General features: G+C 56.1%; 19 protein-coding genes. 12 read left to right on the top strand and 7 right to left on the bottom strand.

Annotated elements, in window-relative coordinates:
• Positions 1–49 precede the first annotated feature (49 nt).
• From cvpA to R0140_RS07200, 3 genes are all read left to right on the top strand, one after another.
• Positions 50–538 (top strand): colicin V production protein, encoded by a 489-nt coding sequence (gene cvpA, locus R0140_RS07190; RefSeq protein WP_002913214.1) that lies wholly within the window; start codon positions 50–52, stop codon positions 536–538.
• A 33-nt stretch (positions 539–571) separates the two neighbouring features.
• Complete coding sequence (gene purF, locus R0140_RS07195) at positions 572–2,089, top strand: amidophosphoribosyltransferase (RefSeq protein ID WP_002913213.1); 1,518 nt, start codon at positions 572–574, stop codon at positions 2,087–2,089.
• A 134-nt stretch (positions 2,090–2,223) separates the two neighbouring features.
• The gene (locus tag R0140_RS07200) at positions 2,224–2,808 is read left to right on the top strand and encodes a UbiX family flavin prenyltransferase (RefSeq protein WP_008803929.1); all 585 of its coding nucleotides are present in this window, start codon (positions 2,224–2,226) and stop codon (positions 2,806–2,808) included.
• Positions 2,809–2,873: 65 nt separating this feature from the next.
• On the opposite strand, the gene R0140_RS07205 is transcribed toward R0140_RS07200, so the two are convergent.
• Entirely contained in the window at positions 2,874–3,035 is a 162-nt protein-coding gene (locus R0140_RS07205; protein ID WP_012540975.1) for a hypothetical protein, read from the bottom strand.
• Between the two features lie 45 nt (positions 3,036–3,080).
• Between R0140_RS07205 and argT the strand changes: the two genes are divergently transcribed.
• The 5 genes from argT to hisP all read left to right on the top strand — a co-directional run bounded on the left by argT (position 3,081) and on the right by hisP (position 7,158).
• A complete protein-coding gene (gene argT / locus R0140_RS07210; protein WP_002913210.1) occupies positions 3,081–3,863 on the top strand; it encodes a lysine/arginine/ornithine ABC transporter substrate-binding protein ArgT in 783 nt (260 codons plus the stop codon).
• A gap of 267 nt (positions 3,864–4,130) precedes the next feature.
• On the top strand, positions 4,131–4,913 hold the full coding sequence (gene hisJ, locus R0140_RS07215) for a histidine ABC transporter substrate-binding protein HisJ (RefSeq protein WP_002913209.1): 783 nt from the start codon (positions 4,131–4,133) through the stop codon (positions 4,911–4,913).
• Between the two features lie 64 nt (positions 4,914–4,977).
• On the top strand, positions 4,978–5,664 hold the full coding sequence (locus tag R0140_RS07220; protein WP_004201769.1) for a histidine ABC transporter permease HisQ: 687 nt from the start codon (positions 4,978–4,980) through the stop codon (positions 5,662–5,664).
• Positions 5,661–6,377, top strand: coding sequence for a histidine ABC transporter permease HisM (gene hisM / locus R0140_RS07225; RefSeq protein WP_002913207.1), 717 nt, complete (start codon positions 5,661–5,663; stop codon positions 6,375–6,377). The genes R0140_RS07220 and hisM overlap by 4 nt, the downstream gene beginning before the upstream one ends.
• A 7-nt stretch (positions 6,378–6,384) precedes the next feature.
• Positions 6,385–7,158, top strand: a complete 774-nt coding sequence (hisP, locus tag R0140_RS07230; RefSeq protein ID WP_008803931.1) for a histidine ABC transporter ATP-binding protein HisP — start codon at positions 6,385–6,387, stop codon at positions 7,156–7,158.
• A 5-nt stretch (positions 7,159–7,163) separates the two neighbouring features.
• On the opposite strand, the gene R0140_RS07235 is transcribed toward hisP, so the two are convergent.
• Positions 7,164–7,691, bottom strand: coding sequence for a GNAT family N-acetyltransferase (locus R0140_RS07235; RefSeq protein WP_022066030.1), 528 nt, complete (start codon positions 7,689–7,691; stop codon positions 7,164–7,166).
• 119 nt (positions 7,692–7,810) lie between these two features.
• On the opposite strand from R0140_RS07235, the gene R0140_RS07240 reads away from it, so the two are divergent.
• Positions 7,811–7,930 carry a hypothetical protein gene (locus tag R0140_RS07240; RefSeq protein ID WP_046621444.1) on the top strand — a complete coding sequence of 40 codons (120 nt, stop codon included), beginning with the start codon at positions 7,811–7,813 and terminating at the stop codon, positions 7,928–7,930.
• Here the strand turns inward: R0140_RS07240 and R0140_RS07245 are convergent.
• From R0140_RS07245 to yfcG, 3 genes are all read right to left on the bottom strand, one after another.
• Positions 7,910–8,803 carry a TIGR01777 family oxidoreductase gene (locus R0140_RS07245; RefSeq protein ID WP_008803933.1) on the bottom strand — a complete coding sequence of 298 codons (894 nt, stop codon included), beginning with the start codon at positions 8,801–8,803 and terminating at the stop codon, positions 7,910–7,912. The two genes, R0140_RS07240 and R0140_RS07245, sit on opposite strands and share 21 nt — an antisense overlap.
• Before the next feature lie 18 nt (positions 8,804–8,821).
• Complete coding sequence (gene folX, locus R0140_RS07250) at positions 8,822–9,184, bottom strand: dihydroneopterin triphosphate 2'-epimerase (protein ID WP_002913200.1); 363 nt, start codon at positions 9,182–9,184, stop codon at positions 8,822–8,824.
• A 65-nt stretch (positions 9,185–9,249) separates the two neighbouring features.
• On the bottom strand, positions 9,250–9,879 hold the full coding sequence (gene yfcG / locus R0140_RS07255) for a GSH-dependent disulfide bond oxidoreductase (RefSeq protein ID WP_012967506.1): 630 nt from the start codon (positions 9,877–9,879) through the stop codon (positions 9,250–9,252).
• A 190-nt stretch (positions 9,880–10,069) separates the two neighbouring features.
• Between yfcG and yfcF the strand changes: the two genes are divergently transcribed.
• Genes yfcF through yfcD form a run of 3 tightly spaced genes read left to right on the top strand, consistent with a single transcriptional unit; the run spans position 10,070 to position 11,925 of the window.
• On the top strand, positions 10,070–10,714 hold the full coding sequence (gene yfcF, locus R0140_RS07260) for a glutathione transferase (protein WP_016161591.1): 645 nt from the start codon (positions 10,070–10,072) through the stop codon (positions 10,712–10,714).
• Between the two features lie 56 nt (positions 10,715–10,770).
• On the top strand, positions 10,771–11,322 hold the full coding sequence (gene yfcE, locus R0140_RS07265; protein WP_012967508.1) for a phosphodiesterase: 552 nt from the start codon (positions 10,771–10,773) through the stop codon (positions 11,320–11,322).
• Positions 11,323–11,379: 57 nt separating this feature from the next.
• Positions 11,380–11,925 (top strand): NUDIX hydrolase YfcD, encoded by a 546-nt coding sequence (yfcD, locus tag R0140_RS07270; RefSeq protein ID WP_012540981.1) that lies wholly within the window; start codon positions 11,380–11,382, stop codon positions 11,923–11,925.
• Between the two features lie 90 nt (positions 11,926–12,015).
• Here yfcD and pta read toward each other — a convergent pair whose 3' ends face one another.
• On the bottom strand, positions 12,016–14,163 hold the full coding sequence (gene pta / locus R0140_RS07275) for a phosphate acetyltransferase (protein ID WP_012967509.1): 2,148 nt from the start codon (positions 14,161–14,163) through the stop codon (positions 12,016–12,018).
• Between the two features lie 200 nt (positions 14,164–14,363).
• Positions 14,364–15,566 (bottom strand): acetate kinase, encoded by a 1,203-nt coding sequence (gene ackA / locus R0140_RS07280; protein WP_008803940.1) that lies wholly within the window; start codon positions 15,564–15,566, stop codon positions 14,364–14,366.
• Positions 15,567–15,890 lie beyond the last annotated feature (324 nt).

Here is a 15,890-nt window from a genome sequence, read left to right on the forward strand (position 1 = left end):
TTAGAATGCGCCCCGAACTGGACGACAGGGCGTAAATCGTGGGACGTATATGGTCTGGATTGATTACGCCATTATGGCGGTGCTGGGTCTTTCTTGCCTGGTCAGCCTGATCCGCGGCTTTGTTCGCGAAGCTTTATCGTTAGTGACGTGGGGTTGCGCGTTTTATGTCGCCAGCCATTACTACGCTGACCTGTCTGTCTGGTTTACGGGCTTTGAGGATGAACGGGTTCGAAATGGGATTGCTATTGCGGCGCTGTTTATCGTGACGCTCATCGTTGGCGCTATCGTGAACTATGTGATAGGCCAACTGGTGGAGAAGACCGGTTTGTCAGGAACCGACAGGGTATTGGGGATCTGCTTCGGCGCGCTACGTGGGGTGCTGATCATCGCCGCTATCTTGTTCTTCCTGGACACCTTTACCGGGATGGCGAAGAGCGATGACTGGCATCAGTCGCAGTTTATTCCCTATTTTACCCCTGTCATCAGATGGTTTTTTGAATACCTGCAAAGCTCGTCAAGTTTCTTGCCTAAAGTATAGACTTTGGGTCGTTGCTGAACGAGGAAAAGACGTATGTGCGGTATTGTCGGTATCGCCGGTGTTATGCCGGTTAACCAGTCGATTTATGATGCGCTAACGGTGCTCCAGCACCGTGGACAGGATGCCGCTGGCATCATCACCATTGATGCCAACAACTGCTTCCGGTTGCGTAAGGCTAACGGGCTGGTAAGCGACGTATTCGAAGCCCGCCACATGCAGCGTATGCAGGGCAATATGGGTATTGGCCACGTGCGTTATCCTACGGCGGGCAGCTCCAGCGCCTCCGAGGCGCAGCCGTTTTACGTTAACTCGCCGTATGGCATCACATTGGCGCATAACGGCAACCTGACCAATGCGCACGAGCTGCGTAAAAAGCTGTTTGAAGAAAAACGCCGCCATATCAATACCACCTCTGATTCCGAAATCCTCCTCAATATTTTCGCCAGTGAGCTGGATAACTTCCGTCACTACCCGCTGGAAGCGGACAACATCTTCGCTGCGATTGCGGCGACCAACCGCCTGATCCGCGGCGCGTACGCATGCGTCGCGATGATCATCGGTCATGGCATGGTGGCCTTCCGCGACCCTAACGGCATTCGTCCGCTGGTGCTGGGTAAACGTGACGTTGGCGACGGTCGCACTGAGTATATGGTGGCCTCGGAAAGCGTGGCGCTTGATACGCTTGGTTTTGAATTCCTGCGCGATGTCGCGCCGGGCGAAGCGGTCTATATTACTGAGAAAGGCCAGCTGTATACCCGTCAGTGTGCCGATAATCCGGTCAGCAACCCATGCTTATTCGAGTACGTCTATTTTGCCCGTCCGGACTCGTTTATTGACAAAATTTCCGTCTACAGCGCCCGCGTCAACATGGGGACTAAGCTGGGCGAAAAGATTGCCCGCGAGTGGGAAGATCTGGATATTGACGTCGTTATCCCGATCCCGGAGACCTCCTGCGATATCGCGCTGGAAATCGCCCGCATTCTCGACAAACCTTATCGTCAGGGCTTTGTGAAGAACCGCTACGTCGGCCGGACGTTTATCATGCCCGGTCAGCAGCTGCGTCGTAAATCTGTTCGCCGTAAGCTCAACGCCAACCGTGCGGAATTCCGCGATAAGAACGTGCTGCTGGTCGATGATTCCATTGTACGCGGCACCACCTCGGAGCAGATCATTGAGATGGCGCGCGAAGCGGGGGCGAAAAAAGTGTATCTGGCCTCCGCTGCGCCGGAAATTCGTTTCCCGAACGTGTATGGTATCGATATGCCGACCGCCAACGAACTGATCGCCCATGGCCGCGAAGTGGATGAGATCCGCCAGATCATCGGTGCCGATGGCCTGATTTTCCAGGATCTCAACGATCTGATCGACGCAGTGCGCGCGGAGAACCCGGATATTCAACAGTTTGAATGTTCTGTCTTCAACGGCGTATATGTGACCCGGGATGTCGACCAGCAGTACCTCGACTATCTTGACTCCCTGCGTAACGATGATGCCAAAGCGGTCCAGCTGCAGAACGAAGTCGAAAACCTCGAGATGCACAACGAGGGTTAACCCGTTCGCGCGTCGCGGCCCGCCGCTCCTGAGGGACGGCGGGCTTTTTTTCGCCCATCAACTGCGCATCAATAGTTGCGCCACAGGCTATAATCCGGCAAAGTCTGCGGCACACGCGCAAGGGGTAACAGAACGTGAAACGACTGATTATTGGCATTTCTGGCGCCAGCGGCGCTATCTATGGCGTGCGGATGCTGCAGGTGTTGCGGGATGTGCCGGAGATTGAGACCCATCTGATCCTCAGCCAGGCGGCACGGCAAACGCTGGCCCTCGAGACCGACTTCAGCGTGCGCGACGTGCAGGCGCTGGCCGATGTGGTGCATGACGCCCGCGATATCGCCGCCAGTATCTCTTCCGGTTCGTTTAAAACCGCCGGTATGGTGATTTTACCCTGCTCAATGAAAACGCTCTCTGGCATTGTCCATAGCTATACGGATGGCCTATTGACGCGGGCGGCCGATGTCGTGCTGAAGGAGCGTCGTCCGCTGGTGCTCTGTGTGCGGGAGACCCCGTTCCATCTCGGCCATCTGCGACTACTGGTTCAGGCCGCGGAGCTCGGGGCGGTGATAATGCCGCCGGTGCCGGCCTTTTATCATCGGCCGCAAAGCCTGGATGATGTCATCAACCAAACCGTCAACCGGGTGCTCGATCAGTTCGATATTAGCCTGTCTCAAGACTTGTTTACTCGCTGGCAGGGGGCACAGGATTGCACTAAATAAGTGCAGTCAATGTACGCTTGCGCCGCAGTGGTGCAAATTTGTCGTCCCGATCAAATCCTCGACATTTATTTCGTCTTTTTGCGCTGAGGCACTGCGGTTTCGCCAGTAATGCTGGTATCTTCCCTTCCAAGACAATCCTGCAACTTTATTTTAACAAATTTAACCCTGTTCCCGGCACGCACCGGGAAGATGGCACAAAAACTGCAGGATTGATCGGCAATCACCATAACAAGCAACGCACCACATCACGACACGACACTTAAGGGTACTGTATGAAGAAGACGATTCTGGCTCTCTCTTTACTCGTGGGAATGAGCAGCACGGCCAGCGTGTTTGCTGCTCTGCCGCAGAGCATTCGCATTGGCACTGACGCGACCTATGCGCCATTTTCGTCGAAAGACGCAAAAGGGGACTTTGTTGGTTTTGATATCGATTTAGGCAACGAACTGTGCTCCCGAATTAAGGTGAAATGTACCTGGGTCGGCAGTGATTTTGACTCTCTGATCCCCTCCCTCAAGGCGAAGAAAATTGACGCCATCATCTCTTCGCTCTCCATTACCGAGAAGCGTCAGCAAGAGATCGCTTTCTCTGACAAGCTTTATGCCGCTGACTCGCGTCTGATCGCCGCCAAAGGGTCGCCGATCCAGCCGACGCTGGAGGCGCTGAAAGGCAAGCACGTCGGGGTGCTGCAAGGTTCGACTCAGGAAGCCTATGCTAACGACCGCTGGCGCAGCCAGGGCGTTGACGTGGTGGCTTACCAGAACCAGGACCTGATCTATTCAGATCTCGCAGCTGGCCGTCTGGATGCGGCGCTGCAGGATGAAGTCGCCGCCAGCGAAGGCTTCCTGAAACAGCCTGCCGGGAAAGATTTCGCCTTCGCCGGCCCGTCCGTTAAAGACAAAAAGTACTTTGGCGACGGCACCGGTATCGGCCTGCGTAAGGACGACGCCGAGCTGAAAGCCGCGTTTGATAAAGCGCTGGGCGAGATGCGCAAAGACGGCACCTACGACAAAATGGCGAAGAAATACTTCGATTTTAACGTGTACGGCGACTAAGACTGCTGCAGGCCCGCACAATAGGGTGGGCCTGCCGCCAGGTTCGTATCCATGCCCCAAAATGGTGCATCCAAACACGCTGCGGATCATTTCAGTGCAAAAGCAGCCATTTTTTTGGCTAAAAAATGCATAGTTAAGCGTTTCTGATGCAAAAAATCGGCCTTTCTGGTGCATAAATCTTTGCCCTTAAGGGGCGAATAATGGCACGATAACTGGCGTAAATAGTTCTAATAAACCCGTTAGAATGACAGTCTGTCGAGGATAGTTATGAAAAAACTGGCGTTGTCTCTCTCTTTAGCGCTGGCCCTTTCCAGCGTTTCCACAGTCTTTGCCGCCATTCCGCAAAAAATTCGTATTGGCACCGATCCGACTTATGCCCCCTTCGAATCGAAGAATGCGCAGGGAGAATTGGTCGGTTTTGATATCGATCTGGCAAAAGAGCTGTGTAAGCGTATTAATACCCAATGTACCTTTGTTGAAAACCCGCTGGATGCACTGATCCCCTCCTTAAAAGCCAAGAAAATCGACGCGATTATGTCTTCGCTGTCGATTACCGAAAAGCGCCAGCAGGAAATTGCCTTCACTGACAAGCTGTACGCGGCAGATTCGCGTCTGGTGGTGAAAAAAGGCAGCCCGGTAACGCCGGATCTCGCCACCCTGAAGGGTAAGCGCGTGGGTGTGCTGCAGGGGACGACTCAGGAAACCTATGGCAATGAGCACTGGGCGCCGAAAGGTATCGAAATTGTCTCCTATCAGGGGCAGGACAATATCTATTCCGACCTGACCGCCGGCCGTATCGACGCCGCGTTCCAGGATGAGGTCGCGGCCAGTGAAGGGTTCCTGAAACAGCCTATCGGTAAAGATTACCAGTTTGGCGGACCATCGATTAAAGACGAGAAGCTGTTCGGCGTCGGTACCGGTATGGGGCTGCGTAAGGAAGACAACGAACTGCGTGAAGCGCTGAATAAGGCGTTTGCAGAGATGCGTAAGGACGGCACCTACGACAAACTGGCGAAAAAATACTTCGATTTTAACGTATACGGCGAATAATTCTCACGCCTCGCCATTGCGTGCGTTTCGCGCGCAATGGTGAATGACAGACAGGGTAGGCAGCATGCTGTATGGGTTTTCACAGGTTATTTTGCAGGGTGCGCTCGTCACCCTGGAGCTTGCGCTCAGCTCGGTCGTTCTCGCCGTCCTGATAGGGCTGGCGGGCGCTGGCGCAAAGTTATCGAGCAACCGTCCTCTGGCGCTGGTATTTGAAGGCTATACCACACTGATTCGCGGCGTGCCCGATCTGGTGCTGATGCTGCTGATTTTCTATGGCCTGCAGATTGCGCTGAACAGCGTCACCGATGCGCTGGGCATGGCGCAGTTTGATATCGATCCGATGATCGCCGGGATTATTACCCTCGGCTTTATCTATGGCGCCTATTTTACGGAAACTTTCCGCGGCGCCTACCTTGCGGTGCCGAAGGGGCATATCGAAGCGGCTACCGCCTTTGGCTTTAGCGGCGGGCAGACGTTCCGGCGTATTCTGTTCCCGGCGATGATGCGCTACGCGCTGCCGGGGATCGGCAACAACTGGCAGGTTATTCTCAAGGCAACGGCGCTGGTCTCGCTGCTGGGGCTGGAGGATGTGGTCAAAGCCACGCAGCTGGCCGGGAAAAGCACCTGGCAGCCGTTCTATTTCGCCATCGTCTGCGGCCTGATTTATCTGGTGTTTACCACCCTTTCTAATGGCGTACTGCTGCTGCTCGAACGCCGCTATACCGTTGGCGTGAAGAGGGCTGACCTGTGATTGAAATTATTCAGGAGTACTGGAAATCACTGCTGTGGACCGACGGCTATCGCTTTACCGGCGTGGCGATTACCTTATGGTTGCTGATCTCTTCGGTGGTGATGGGCGGCATTCTGGCGGTGTTTCTGGCCATTGGCCGCGTCTCGAGCAATAAATTTATCCAGTTCCCCATCTGGTTGTTCACTTACATCTTTCGCGGCACGCCGCTGTATGTACAACTGCTGGTTTTTTACTCCGGCATGTATACCCTGGAAATCGTCAAAGGCACGGAGCTGCTGAACGCTTTTTTCCGCAGCGGGCTAAACTGCACGGTGCTGGCGTTAACCCTGAATACCTGCGCCTATACCACTGAAATTTTCGCCGGGGCGATCCGCTCAGTACCCGCCGGAGAAATTGAAGCGGCACGGGCCTACGGCTTCTCGTCCGTCAAACTGTACCGCTGCATTATTCTGCCTTCCGCGCTGCGCATTGCGCTACCGGCCTACAGTAACGAAGTGATCCTGATGCTGCACTCCACCGCGCTGGCGTTTACCGCTACGGTGCCGGATCTGCTGAAAATCGCTCGCGATATTAACTCCGCGACCTATCAGCCGTTCACCGCCTTTGGCATCGCCGCGGTGCTCTATTTAATTATCTCGTATGTGCTGATTAGCTTGTTCCGTAAAGCGGAAAAGCGCTGGTTGCAGCATATCAAACCTTCTTCGACGCATTGAGAACGCCATGTCCGACAATAAATTAAACGTTATCGATCTGCACAAACGCTATGGGGAACACGAGGTGCTGAAGGGCGTCTCCCTGCAGGCGAAAGCCGGGGACGTTATCAGTATCATCGGTTCATCGGGTTCCGGAAAAAGTACCTTTTTGCGCTGCATTAACTTCCTTGAAAAACCGAGCGAAGGCACGATCGTCGTCAGTGGCCAGAATATTGGCCTGGTGCGGGATAAGGACGGCCAGCTGAAGGTGGCTGATAAGAACCAGCTGCGCCTGCTGCGCACCCGCCTGACCATGGTGTTCCAGCATTTCAATCTGTGGAGCCATATGACGGTGCTGGAGAACGTCATGGAGGCGCCGATTCAGGTGCTGGGCTTAAGCAAACAGGAAGCGCGCGATCGCGCGGTAAAATACCTGGCCAAGGTCGGGATTGACGAACGTCAGCAGGCGAAATACCCGGTGCATCTCTCCGGCGGCCAGCAGCAGCGTGTCTCGATTGCCCGCGCGCTGGCGATGGAGCCGGAAGTGCTGCTGTTTGATGAGCCAACGTCCGCTCTGGATCCGGAACTGGTGGGCGAAGTGTTGCGTATCATGCAGCAGCTGGCGGAAGAGGGAAAAACCATGGTGGTGGTGACCCACGAAATGGGCTTTGCCCGCCACGTCTCTTCGCATGTTATTTTCCTGCATCAGGGCAAAATTGAAGAAGAAGGACATCCGGACGCGCTGTTTGGCGCGCCGAAAAGCCCGCGCCTGCAGCAGTTTCTGAAAGGGTCGCTGAAATAACCGGCTCACCCGGCGTCTGTAGGCGTCGGGTGAACTTCCCGCTCCAGCCGATAGATCCAGTCATCGTAATCGATGCCGTTCAGATGATAGGCTTTCTCCAGCACCTGGGTGCGCACAAAGCCTTGCTTCTCCAGCAGGCGCGATGAGCCATGATTTTCACTCAGCACCCAGGCATTGATGGCCTGCACCCCCAGCGTGCTGAAACCATAATCGCAGATCGCGCGCAGCGCTTCGCTGGCATAGCCTCTTCCCTGAGCCTGCGGTAACAGGGCGTAGCCGACGTCAGCCTCGTGCGGATTTTTCGGACTGATGCGTAGCCCAATATCGCCCAGCGCGTCGCCGCGTTTATCACGCAAAACAAACACCCCGGGATCGGCACAGCGGCTGGCAAACACGCTGCGTAGCGCCGTCTCGCTTAACACTTCCCCCATAAAACGCATCACCAGCGGATCCTGGCGCAGGCGCAGAAAAAAGGGCCAGTCATCGGTAACAAAGCGGGTAAGCGAAAGGCGTGGTGTGGTGATGGTTGTCATAAAGCAGTCAATACGCAGAAAGAAAAGCCTACCTTAGCACTTTGCTTCGCCAGGTAACATCGGCGAACCGGCCGGCTGGCGGTGAATTCAGGCGATTAAGGGCGCTGGTTGTCGTGAATATGGCGATGCTGCAGCGCCAGGGTGAGGCCGCCATCCAGGCGTGGAGCATGAGCCAGCAGAATGGAATCAGGGGAGCCAATGCTCCCCTGTGTCAGCCATTAACGCAGCACATCCTTTAGCGCTTCTTCCAGATCGTACCAGCGGAAGGCGAAGCCAGCGGCTTCCAGTCGCTTAGGCAGCGCGCGCTGGCCACCGAGCACCAGGACGGCAGACTCACCCATCAGCAGGCGAATAGCAGCGGCAGGAACGCGGAAAATGGCTGGTCGATTGAGCGCATGACCCAAGGCGTGGGCGAACTGTTCGTTATGCACTGGGTAGGGAGAAACCATATTGAACGGACCGCGTAGATCGTTATCCAGCAGCCACAGAATGCCGTTAACCATATCGTCGATATGGATCCAGGCCAGATACTGTCTGCCGCTGCCGATAGGCCCACCGAGGCCGAGCTTAAAGGCGGGCGTCATTTTGCCGAGAATACCGCCCCGCGGGGCCAGTACCACGCCGGTGCGCAGCAGGCAGACGCGGGTACGTTCGCTTTGCGCTTCGCAGGCAATTTGCTCCCAGCGGGCGCAAAGCTTATGGGTAAACTCATTGTGCGGTGGTTCTTCTTCGGTCACCACCACCTCGCCGAGATCGCCGTAGTAGCCGGTGGCAGACCCGCTGATCAGCACGGAGGGAGGCGTGTCGCTGGCGTGGATCAGGCCCACCAACCGCTGAGTGAGATCCCAGCGGCTATGGCACAAGCGTTGTTTCTGCTCGGCCGTCCAGCGTTTATCAGCTATGGGCTCACCTGCCAGATTAATAACGGCATCAATATCATTGAGGTGGTGATGGCCTTCGAAATCGCGCCACAGCGTGACGCGCGGATCGAGGCGGGCGCGGGCGCTATCCGGGTGCCGCGTGGAAACCGTGACGCTATGCCCCAGCTCCAGCAACCGGGGTATCAGATGTCGGCCAATCAGGCCGGTGCCACCCGTAAGCAGGATCTTCATACCACCTCCCTGACATCGTTATCGCCGCCAGCTCATGGTCATCGACACCGAGTCGGCATAGCGTAGCGCATGAAGTTTATCGATCTCCACTTCAGCATATGTGACCCAGTGATGTTCGCATGCGATATTCAGCACATCCTGAGTTAATTTTTCCAGCAACGAGAAACGGCCATTCTCAAGATGGCTGATGATGCGCTTGGTAATGGTGCGGTAGTTCAGCGCATCATTGATGTCTTCGCTATCGCGCGCCTTATCGGCGGGATAGTGAATCGCCACATTCACCACCACGTCCTGGCGGTTGGCGATCTCTTCCTCTTTAATTCCAATAAAAGTACGCAGGCGCAGGTTCTTAATACGAATAATGGCGTCTGGTTGAGACATTGCAGGCTTCCTCCGTGTTGTAAGTTCTGCAATCATACAACAAAGCGCGACGGGCGAGCAGGGGGTTAATAAGGCTGAATTTTTAGCATCGCTTCAATGGTCGCCGGTCGCTGCTTAATGCGCTCATACCAGTTATGCACCGCCGGATAGTTCGCCAGATCGATACGCTGTCGGACATGGTTGTTGACCCAGGGCCAGGCGGCAATATCGGCGATGCTGTAATGGTCGCCGCCAAGCCACGGACTGGCTTCGAGGCGGTGGTTGAGAACCCCGTACAGTCGCTGGGTTTCCACCTGAAAACGTTCAATAGCATAGGGCACCGTTTGCGGCGCCGAGTGGGCAAAATGCTGATTTTGTCCCAGCATCGGCCCAAGACCGCCGACCTGCCAGAATAGCCATTGCAGAGTAATATAGCGCTCCCGCAGTTCACCGCTCAGCAGCTTGCCGCTTTTCTCCGCCAGATAGAGCAGGATGGCGCCGGACTCGAAGACGCTCAACGGCGCTCCGCCATCGACAGGCATATGGTCGACAATCGCCGGGATTTTGTTATTCGGCGAAATCGCCAGAAACTGTGGATGAAACTGTTCCCCTTTGCCGATATCGACCCGAATTAGCCGATAGGCCAGCTGCGCCTCTTCGAGAAACAGGGTGATTTTGTGGCCGTTTGGGGTGGGTGCATAGTAGAGATCGATCATAATATTTCCCGCCGTCGTGGGTCGCAAACTGTTCGAGTATAGGTGAAGCTGCGCAACCCGGGAGGAAATCCGCGAGCGGCGCATCGGTCTGGAGGCAGCCACGTGATGCTGACGCGCGGACGAGCAGTGACATCCCCGGCAAGCCAGGCTATGTTGGCTTATTGTCCTGTCTACCATCCTTGAGGAAGCCATGAGCCAGCCTGTGATTACCCTGTGGTCCGATGCCGATTTTTTCTCACCGTATGTGATGTCTGTCTATGTCGCCCTGCAGGAAAAGAGCCTGCCTTTTAGCCTTAAAACCGTCGATCTGAACCGCGGCGAACATCTGCAGGCCGGCTGGACGGGCTATACCGCCACCCGTCGCGTACCGCTGCTGGAGGTTGATGATTTCGCGCTGAGCGAGTCCTCGGCGATTACCGAGTATCTGGATGAGCGTTTCGCCCCGCCGGAGTGGGAGCGCATTTACCCGCATGATCTGCAAAAACGCGCCCGCGCCCGGCAGATCCAGGCCTGGCTGCGCAGCGATCTGGTGCCGATTCGTGAAGAGCGATCCACCGCCGTGGTGTTTGGCGGGGTGAAAATGCCGGCCCTCAGCGAGGCAGGCAAGCAATCTGCGGAAAAACTGTTTACCACCGCCGCCATGCTACTGGCCCACGGCGGGCAAAATTTATTTGGCGAATGGTCCATTGCCGACGCCGACCTGGCGCTGATGCTCAATCGTCTGGTTCTCAATGGCGATGAGGTGCCGGAGACGCTGGCCGATTATGCGACTTTTCAGTGGCAACGGGCCTCAATCCAGCGTTACGCCGCGCTTTCCGCCAAACGCGCAGGCTGATCGCCCGCCGCGCTTCCGCTATCATAGTGGCATTGTAACCAGTGGAGATGGAATCTATGAAACTGATGTTTGCCTCCGATATTCACGGTTCGCTGCCCGCTACGGAACGCGTGCTTGAACGATTCGCGCAAAGCGGCGCCAGGTGGCTTATTATTCTCGGCGATGTGCTCAATCACGGGCCACGCAATGCGCTGCCGGAAGGGTATGCGCCGGCGGAGGTGGCCGAGCGGCTTAACAGCGTGGCGGAGCGCATTATTGCCGTTCGCGGCAATTGCGACAGCGAAGTGGATCAGATGCTACTTCGTTTTCCCATGACCGCGCCCTGGCAACAGGTGCTCAGCGAACGCTACCGCCTGTTTCTGACCCATGGCCATCTTTATAGCCCGGAAAATTTGCCGCCGCTGGACGCTGGCGATGTTCTGGCTTACGGCCATACTCATATTCCGGTTGCGGAAAAACGCGGTGCGATCTACCTGTTTAACCCTGGCTCAGTGAGTATCCCGAAAGGGGGATATTCCGCCAGCTATGGGCTGCTGGATCAGGGGCGTCTGCAGGTTTTAGCACTCAATGATAATCAGGTTATTGCAGAGGTCGCAATTTACCCGTAATTTAGCCCTCAATCATAAAGACGCGCCGCAAGAGCGCTTTCAAAGTAAGGTTTCCTGATGGCGGAACAGAATCATTTGGCAAGCACAGAATGGGTCGATATTGTTAATGAAAACAATGAGGTGATAGCACAATCCAGCCGCGAGCAGATGCGCGCGCAGTGCCTGCGTCACCGGGCGACCTATATCGTCGTTCACGACGGAATGGGAAAAATTCTGGTGCAGCGACGCACCGAGACAAAAGACTTTCATCCGGGCATGCTGGATGCCACCGCCGGCGGCGTCGTTCAGGCCGATGAGCAACTGCTGGAGTCTGCCCGTCGCGAGGCCGAAGAAGAGTTAGGCATCGCGGGAGTACCGTTTGCCGATCACGGTCAGTTTTACTACGAAGATAAGTTCTGTCGCGTCTGGGGAAGCCTGTTCAGCTGCGTCTCGCATGGGCCATTTGCGCTGCAGGAAGAAGAGGTCAGCGAGGTGTGTTGGTTAACGCCGGAAGAGATCACCGCCCGCTGCGATGAATTCACGCCGGACTCGCTGAAAGCGCTGGCGCTGTGGATGACCCGTAACGCGGGTAATGAGTATGATGACGCGGAAGAGGGCGAGTAATACCGCAATCGCGCAGCAGCAACAGCTGCTCGCCTCCTGACGAAAAAAGGCAGCCATCTGGCTGCCTTTTGCTTTTATCTCAGCGGGGAATTACTTCTGCTGCTGAGCTGACTGGATCGCGGTCAGAGCGATGGTATAGACGATATCGTCAACCAGGGCGCCACGAGACAGGTCGTTGACCGGCTTGCGCATACCCTGCAGCATCGGCCCGATGGAGATCAGGTCGGCAGAGCGCTGTACCGCTTTGTACGTGGTGTTACCGGTGTTCAGATCCGGGAAGATGAACACGGTCGCGCGGCCAGCAACCGGCGAATTCGGCGCTTTGGATTTCGCGACGTCAGCCATGACGGCGGCGTCGTACTGCAGCGGGCCATCGATCATCAGGTCAGGACGTTTTTCCTGCGCCAGACGGGTCGCTTCGCGGACTTTCTCGACATCGCTACCCGCGCCGGAGGTACCGGTGGAGTAGGAGAGCATCGCTACGCGCGGTTCGATACCGAAAGCAATGGCGGAGTCAGCGGACTGAATAGCGATTTCCGCCAGCTGTTCTGCCGTCGGATCCGGGTTGATCGCGCAGTCGCCGTAGACATAAACCTGTTCCGGCAGCAGCATGAAGAATACGGAAGAGACCAGCGAGCTGCCCGGTGCGGTTTTGATCAGCTGCAGCGGCGGACGAATGGTGTTGGCGGTGGTGTGAACCGCGCCGGACACCAGGCCGTCGACTTCGTCTTGCTCCAGCATCAGGGTGCCGAGAACCACGTTGTCTTCCAGCTGCTCGCGAGCGACGGCTTCGGTCATGCCCTTGCTCTTACGCAGTTCGACCAGGCGAGCCACGTAGCTTTCGCGAACCACTTCCGGGTCGACGATTTCGATACCCGCGCCCAGCTCAACGCCCTGCGCTGCGGCAACGCGGTTGATCTCATCCGGGTTACCCAGCAGCACACAGGTGGCGATGCCACGTTCCGCACAGATAGCGGCGGCTTTCACGGTACGCGGTTCGTCGCCTTCCGGCAGGACAACGCGTTTGCCGGCTTTGCGCGCCAGCTCGGTCAGCTGGTAGCGGAAGGCTGGCGGGGAGAGACGGCGGCTGCGCTCGGAGGTCGCGGTCAGCGATTCGATCCAGTCGGCGTTGATGTAGTTGGCCACGTATTCCTGAACTTTCTCGATGCGCTCGTGATCGTCAACCGGTACTTCGAGGTTGAAGCTCTGCAGGCTCAGGGAGGTCTGCCAGGTATTGGTATTGACCATAAACACCGGCAGGCCGGTGGCGAAGGCACGTTCGCACAGCTTGCTGATGCGCGCGTCCATTTCATAGCCGCCGGTCAGCAGGATGGCGCCGATTTCCACGCCGTTCATCGCGGCCAGGCAGGCAGCGACCAGCACGTCAGGACGATCTGCCGAGGTGACCAGCAGCGAGCCTGCACGGAAGTGCTCCAGCATGTGTGGGATGCTGCGCGCGCAGAAGGTCACGGATTTCACGCGGCGGGTGTTGATATCGCCTTCGTTGATGATGGTGGCATTCAGGTGATGCGCCATGTCGATCGCGCGGGTGGCGATCAGATCGAAGCTCCACGGCACCGCGCCCAGTACTGGCAGGGAGCTGCCTTTCTGCAGCTGAGCCGGGTCGATCTTCACGACTTTCGCTTTCGACGAGTCGTCGAAGATTTCGGACAGGTCAGGACGGGTACGGCCCTGCTCGTCGACCGGTGCATTCAGTTTGTTGACGATAACGCCGGTAATGCTGGTGTTTTTCGCGCCGCCAAAGCTGTTGCGGGTCAGTTCAATACGCTCGTTCAGCTGCTCTGGCGTATCGGTGCCCTGCGACATCACGAAGACGATTTCCGCGTTCAGCGTTTTGGCGATTTCAAAGTTCAGCGCCTGCGCGAACTGATGCTTACGGGTCGGCACCAGGCCTTCCACCAGTACTACTTCCGCATCCTGAGTGTTCGCGTGGTAGTTGGCGATGATCTCTTCCATCAGCACATCTTTCTGATTGCTGGAGAGCAGAGATTCAACGTGGTTCATCTTCAGCGGTTCAGCGGCGGTGGTCGTGGAGGAGCTGGCGCGAACGATGGTGGTGGTCTGGTCTGGCGCATCGCCACCGGAGCGCGGTTGGGCGATTGGTTTAAAGACGCTCAGACGAACGCCTTTGCGTTCCATAGCACGGATCACACCGAGGCTGACGCTGGTCAGGCCTACGCTGGTACCGGTAGGAATTAACATGATAGTACGGGACACGGTATATCCTCTTTCGTTACCGCCAGTATCAGGCGGGATACAAAACAGCACCACCAGCTACCCGTCATACTTCAAGTTGCATGCGCGTTGGCTCTACTTGCTCACCCCGGTGGCGTACGTGGTGTACGCCACCGGGGATTTGCTGCGTCGCCGCCTTCCTGCAGCTCGAATTATTGAAGGTTATGGCTGGCGGTGTGGAATTAAGCGGTCAGACGGCTGGCGTCTTGCGCGATGACCAGTTCTTCGTTGGTCGGGATAACCACGGCAGGACGGGTGCCTTCTTTGTTGATGAAGCCAGACTTGCCGAAACGGGCAGCCAGGTTACGTTCGTGGTCAACTTCGAAGCCCAGGACGCCCAGTTTGCCCAGCGACAGTTCACGCACCATCGCGGCGTTTTCACCGATACCGCCGGTGAAGATAACGGCGTCGAGACGACCGTCCATCAGCGCGGTGTAGGAGCCGATGTATTTCGCCAGGCGGTGGCAGTAGACGTCCATCGCGCGTTTAGCGTCGGCTTTTTCCTGGTAGTTGTCTTCCACGTAGCGGCAGTCGCTGGTGACTTCGGTCAGACCCAGCAGGCCGGACTCTTTGGTCAGCATTTTGTTGATCGCGTCAACGCTCATGCCCAGGGTGTCGTGCAGATGGAAGATGATTGCCGGGTCGATGTCGCCGGAGCGGGTACCCATCACCAGACCTTCCAGCGGCGTCAGGCCCATGGAGGTATCAACGCATTTACCGTTACGGATAGCGGAAACAGAGCCACCGTTGCCGAGGTGGCAAGTGATGATGTTCAGCTCTTCCACCGGCTTGTTCAGGATCTTAGCGGCTTCCTGAGTCACATAGAAGTGGCTGGTGCCGTGCGCGCCGTAACGACGAACGCCATGCTCTTTGTACAGGCTGTACGGCAGGGCGTAGAGATAGGATTCTTCCGGCATGGTCTGGTGGAACGCCGTATCGAATACGGCCACGTTTTTGTCTTTCAGATGCGGGAAGGATTTCAGCGCTTCAGCGATGCCGATCAGGTGCGCCGGGTTGTGCAGCGGTGCGAAAGACGCTGCGTCTTTAATACCCTGAATCACAGACTCGTCGATCACCACGGAGCTGGTGTATTTTTCACCGCCGTGTACGATACGGTGGCCGATTGCGGTCAGCTGAGCAGACAGTTCTGGTTTTTGTGCCAGAATAGTGTTAACGATAAAGTTCAGTGCTTCACTGTGCGCGGCACCGGCGCCTAATTCAGCTTCTTGTTTGCCGCCGTCAATTTTCCATTTGATACGGGCTTCCGGCAGGTGGAAGCATTCCGCTAAACCGGACAGATATTCGTCGCCGTTAACGGCATCAAGGATAGCAAATTTCAGAGAGGAGCTACCGCAGTTCAGAACCAGTACTAACTTACTCGACATGGAAGTACCTTTTTATGATACGTGGCTAAAAAAACGTCAGTGTGTCATTAGCGTAGCGCAGGATGACCTCGACATTTATGATTAACATCATGCCTTGTTCTGTTTTCGGGCACGATGAGAGAAGTACATTTGATTTTATGCCATTTTGCATAATTTTCAGCCAATGGCAGAATATGCGATAATTTGACTAGCCTGGCAAAAGAGTCTATCCGCCCTTTCAGGCGGGCACAGGATACCTGATTGCGGCATCCTTTGCCAAAATCTTTTGAACGATGTCATGCATAGTTGGTGTTTTGCACGAATTTTTTAAGTTTTATATGTAAA

The sequence above is a fragment of the Klebsiella sp. w6 genome (assembly GCF_033100215.1).
GTDB lineage: Bacteria > Pseudomonadota > Gammaproteobacteria > Enterobacterales > Enterobacteriaceae > Klebsiella > Klebsiella variicola.

What these genes read in the sequence shown, in the direction of transcription:
- purF (WP_002913213.1), top strand. Translation starts at nt 572, where the DNA reads ATGTGCGGTATTGTCGGTATCGCCGGTGTTATGCCGGTTAACCAGTCG.
- yfcE (WP_012967508.1), top strand. Translation starts at nt 10,771, where the DNA reads ATGAAACTGATGTTTGCCTCCGATATTCACGGTTCGCTGCCCGCTACG.
- yfcF (WP_016161591.1), top strand. Translation starts at nt 10,070, where the DNA reads ATGAGCCAGCCTGTGATTACCCTGTGGTCCGATGCCGATTTTTTCTCA.
- ackA (WP_008803940.1), bottom strand. Translation starts at nt 15,566, where the DNA reads ATGTCGAGTAAGTTAGTACTGGTTCTGAACTGCGGTAGCTCCTCTCTG.
- hisJ (WP_002913209.1), top strand. Translation starts at nt 4,131, where the DNA reads ATGAAAAAACTGGCGTTGTCTCTCTCTTTAGCGCTGGCCCTTTCCAGC.
- yfcD (WP_012540981.1), top strand. Translation starts at nt 11,380, where the DNA reads ATGGCGGAACAGAATCATTTGGCAAGCACAGAATGGGTCGATATTGTT.
- R0140_RS07245 (WP_008803933.1), bottom strand. Translation starts at nt 8,803, where the DNA reads ATGAAGATCCTGCTTACGGGTGGCACCGGCCTGATTGGCCGACATCTG.
- folX (WP_002913200.1), bottom strand. Translation starts at nt 9,184, where the DNA reads ATGTCTCAACCAGACGCCATTATTCGTATTAAGAACCTGCGCCTGCGT.
- yfcG (WP_012967506.1), bottom strand. Translation starts at nt 9,879, where the DNA reads ATGATCGATCTCTACTATGCACCCACCCCAAACGGCCACAAAATCACC.
- R0140_RS07235 (WP_022066030.1), bottom strand. Translation starts at nt 7,691, where the DNA reads ATGACAACCATCACCACACCACGCCTTTCGCTTACCCGCTTTGTTACC.
- R0140_RS07205 (WP_012540975.1), bottom strand. Translation starts at nt 3,035, where the DNA reads ATGGTGATTGCCGATCAATCCTGCAGTTTTTGTGCCATCTTCCCGGTG.
- cvpA (WP_002913214.1), top strand. Translation starts at nt 50, where the DNA reads ATGGTCTGGATTGATTACGCCATTATGGCGGTGCTGGGTCTTTCTTGC.
- R0140_RS07240 (WP_046621444.1), top strand. Translation starts at nt 7,811, where the DNA reads ATGGCGATGCTGCAGCGCCAGGGTGAGGCCGCCATCCAGGCGTGGAGC.
- R0140_RS07220 (WP_004201769.1), top strand. Translation starts at nt 4,978, where the DNA reads ATGCTGTATGGGTTTTCACAGGTTATTTTGCAGGGTGCGCTCGTCACC.
- argT (WP_002913210.1), top strand. Translation starts at nt 3,081, where the DNA reads ATGAAGAAGACGATTCTGGCTCTCTCTTTACTCGTGGGAATGAGCAGC.
- hisP (WP_008803931.1), top strand. Translation starts at nt 6,385, where the DNA reads ATGTCCGACAATAAATTAAACGTTATCGATCTGCACAAACGCTATGGG.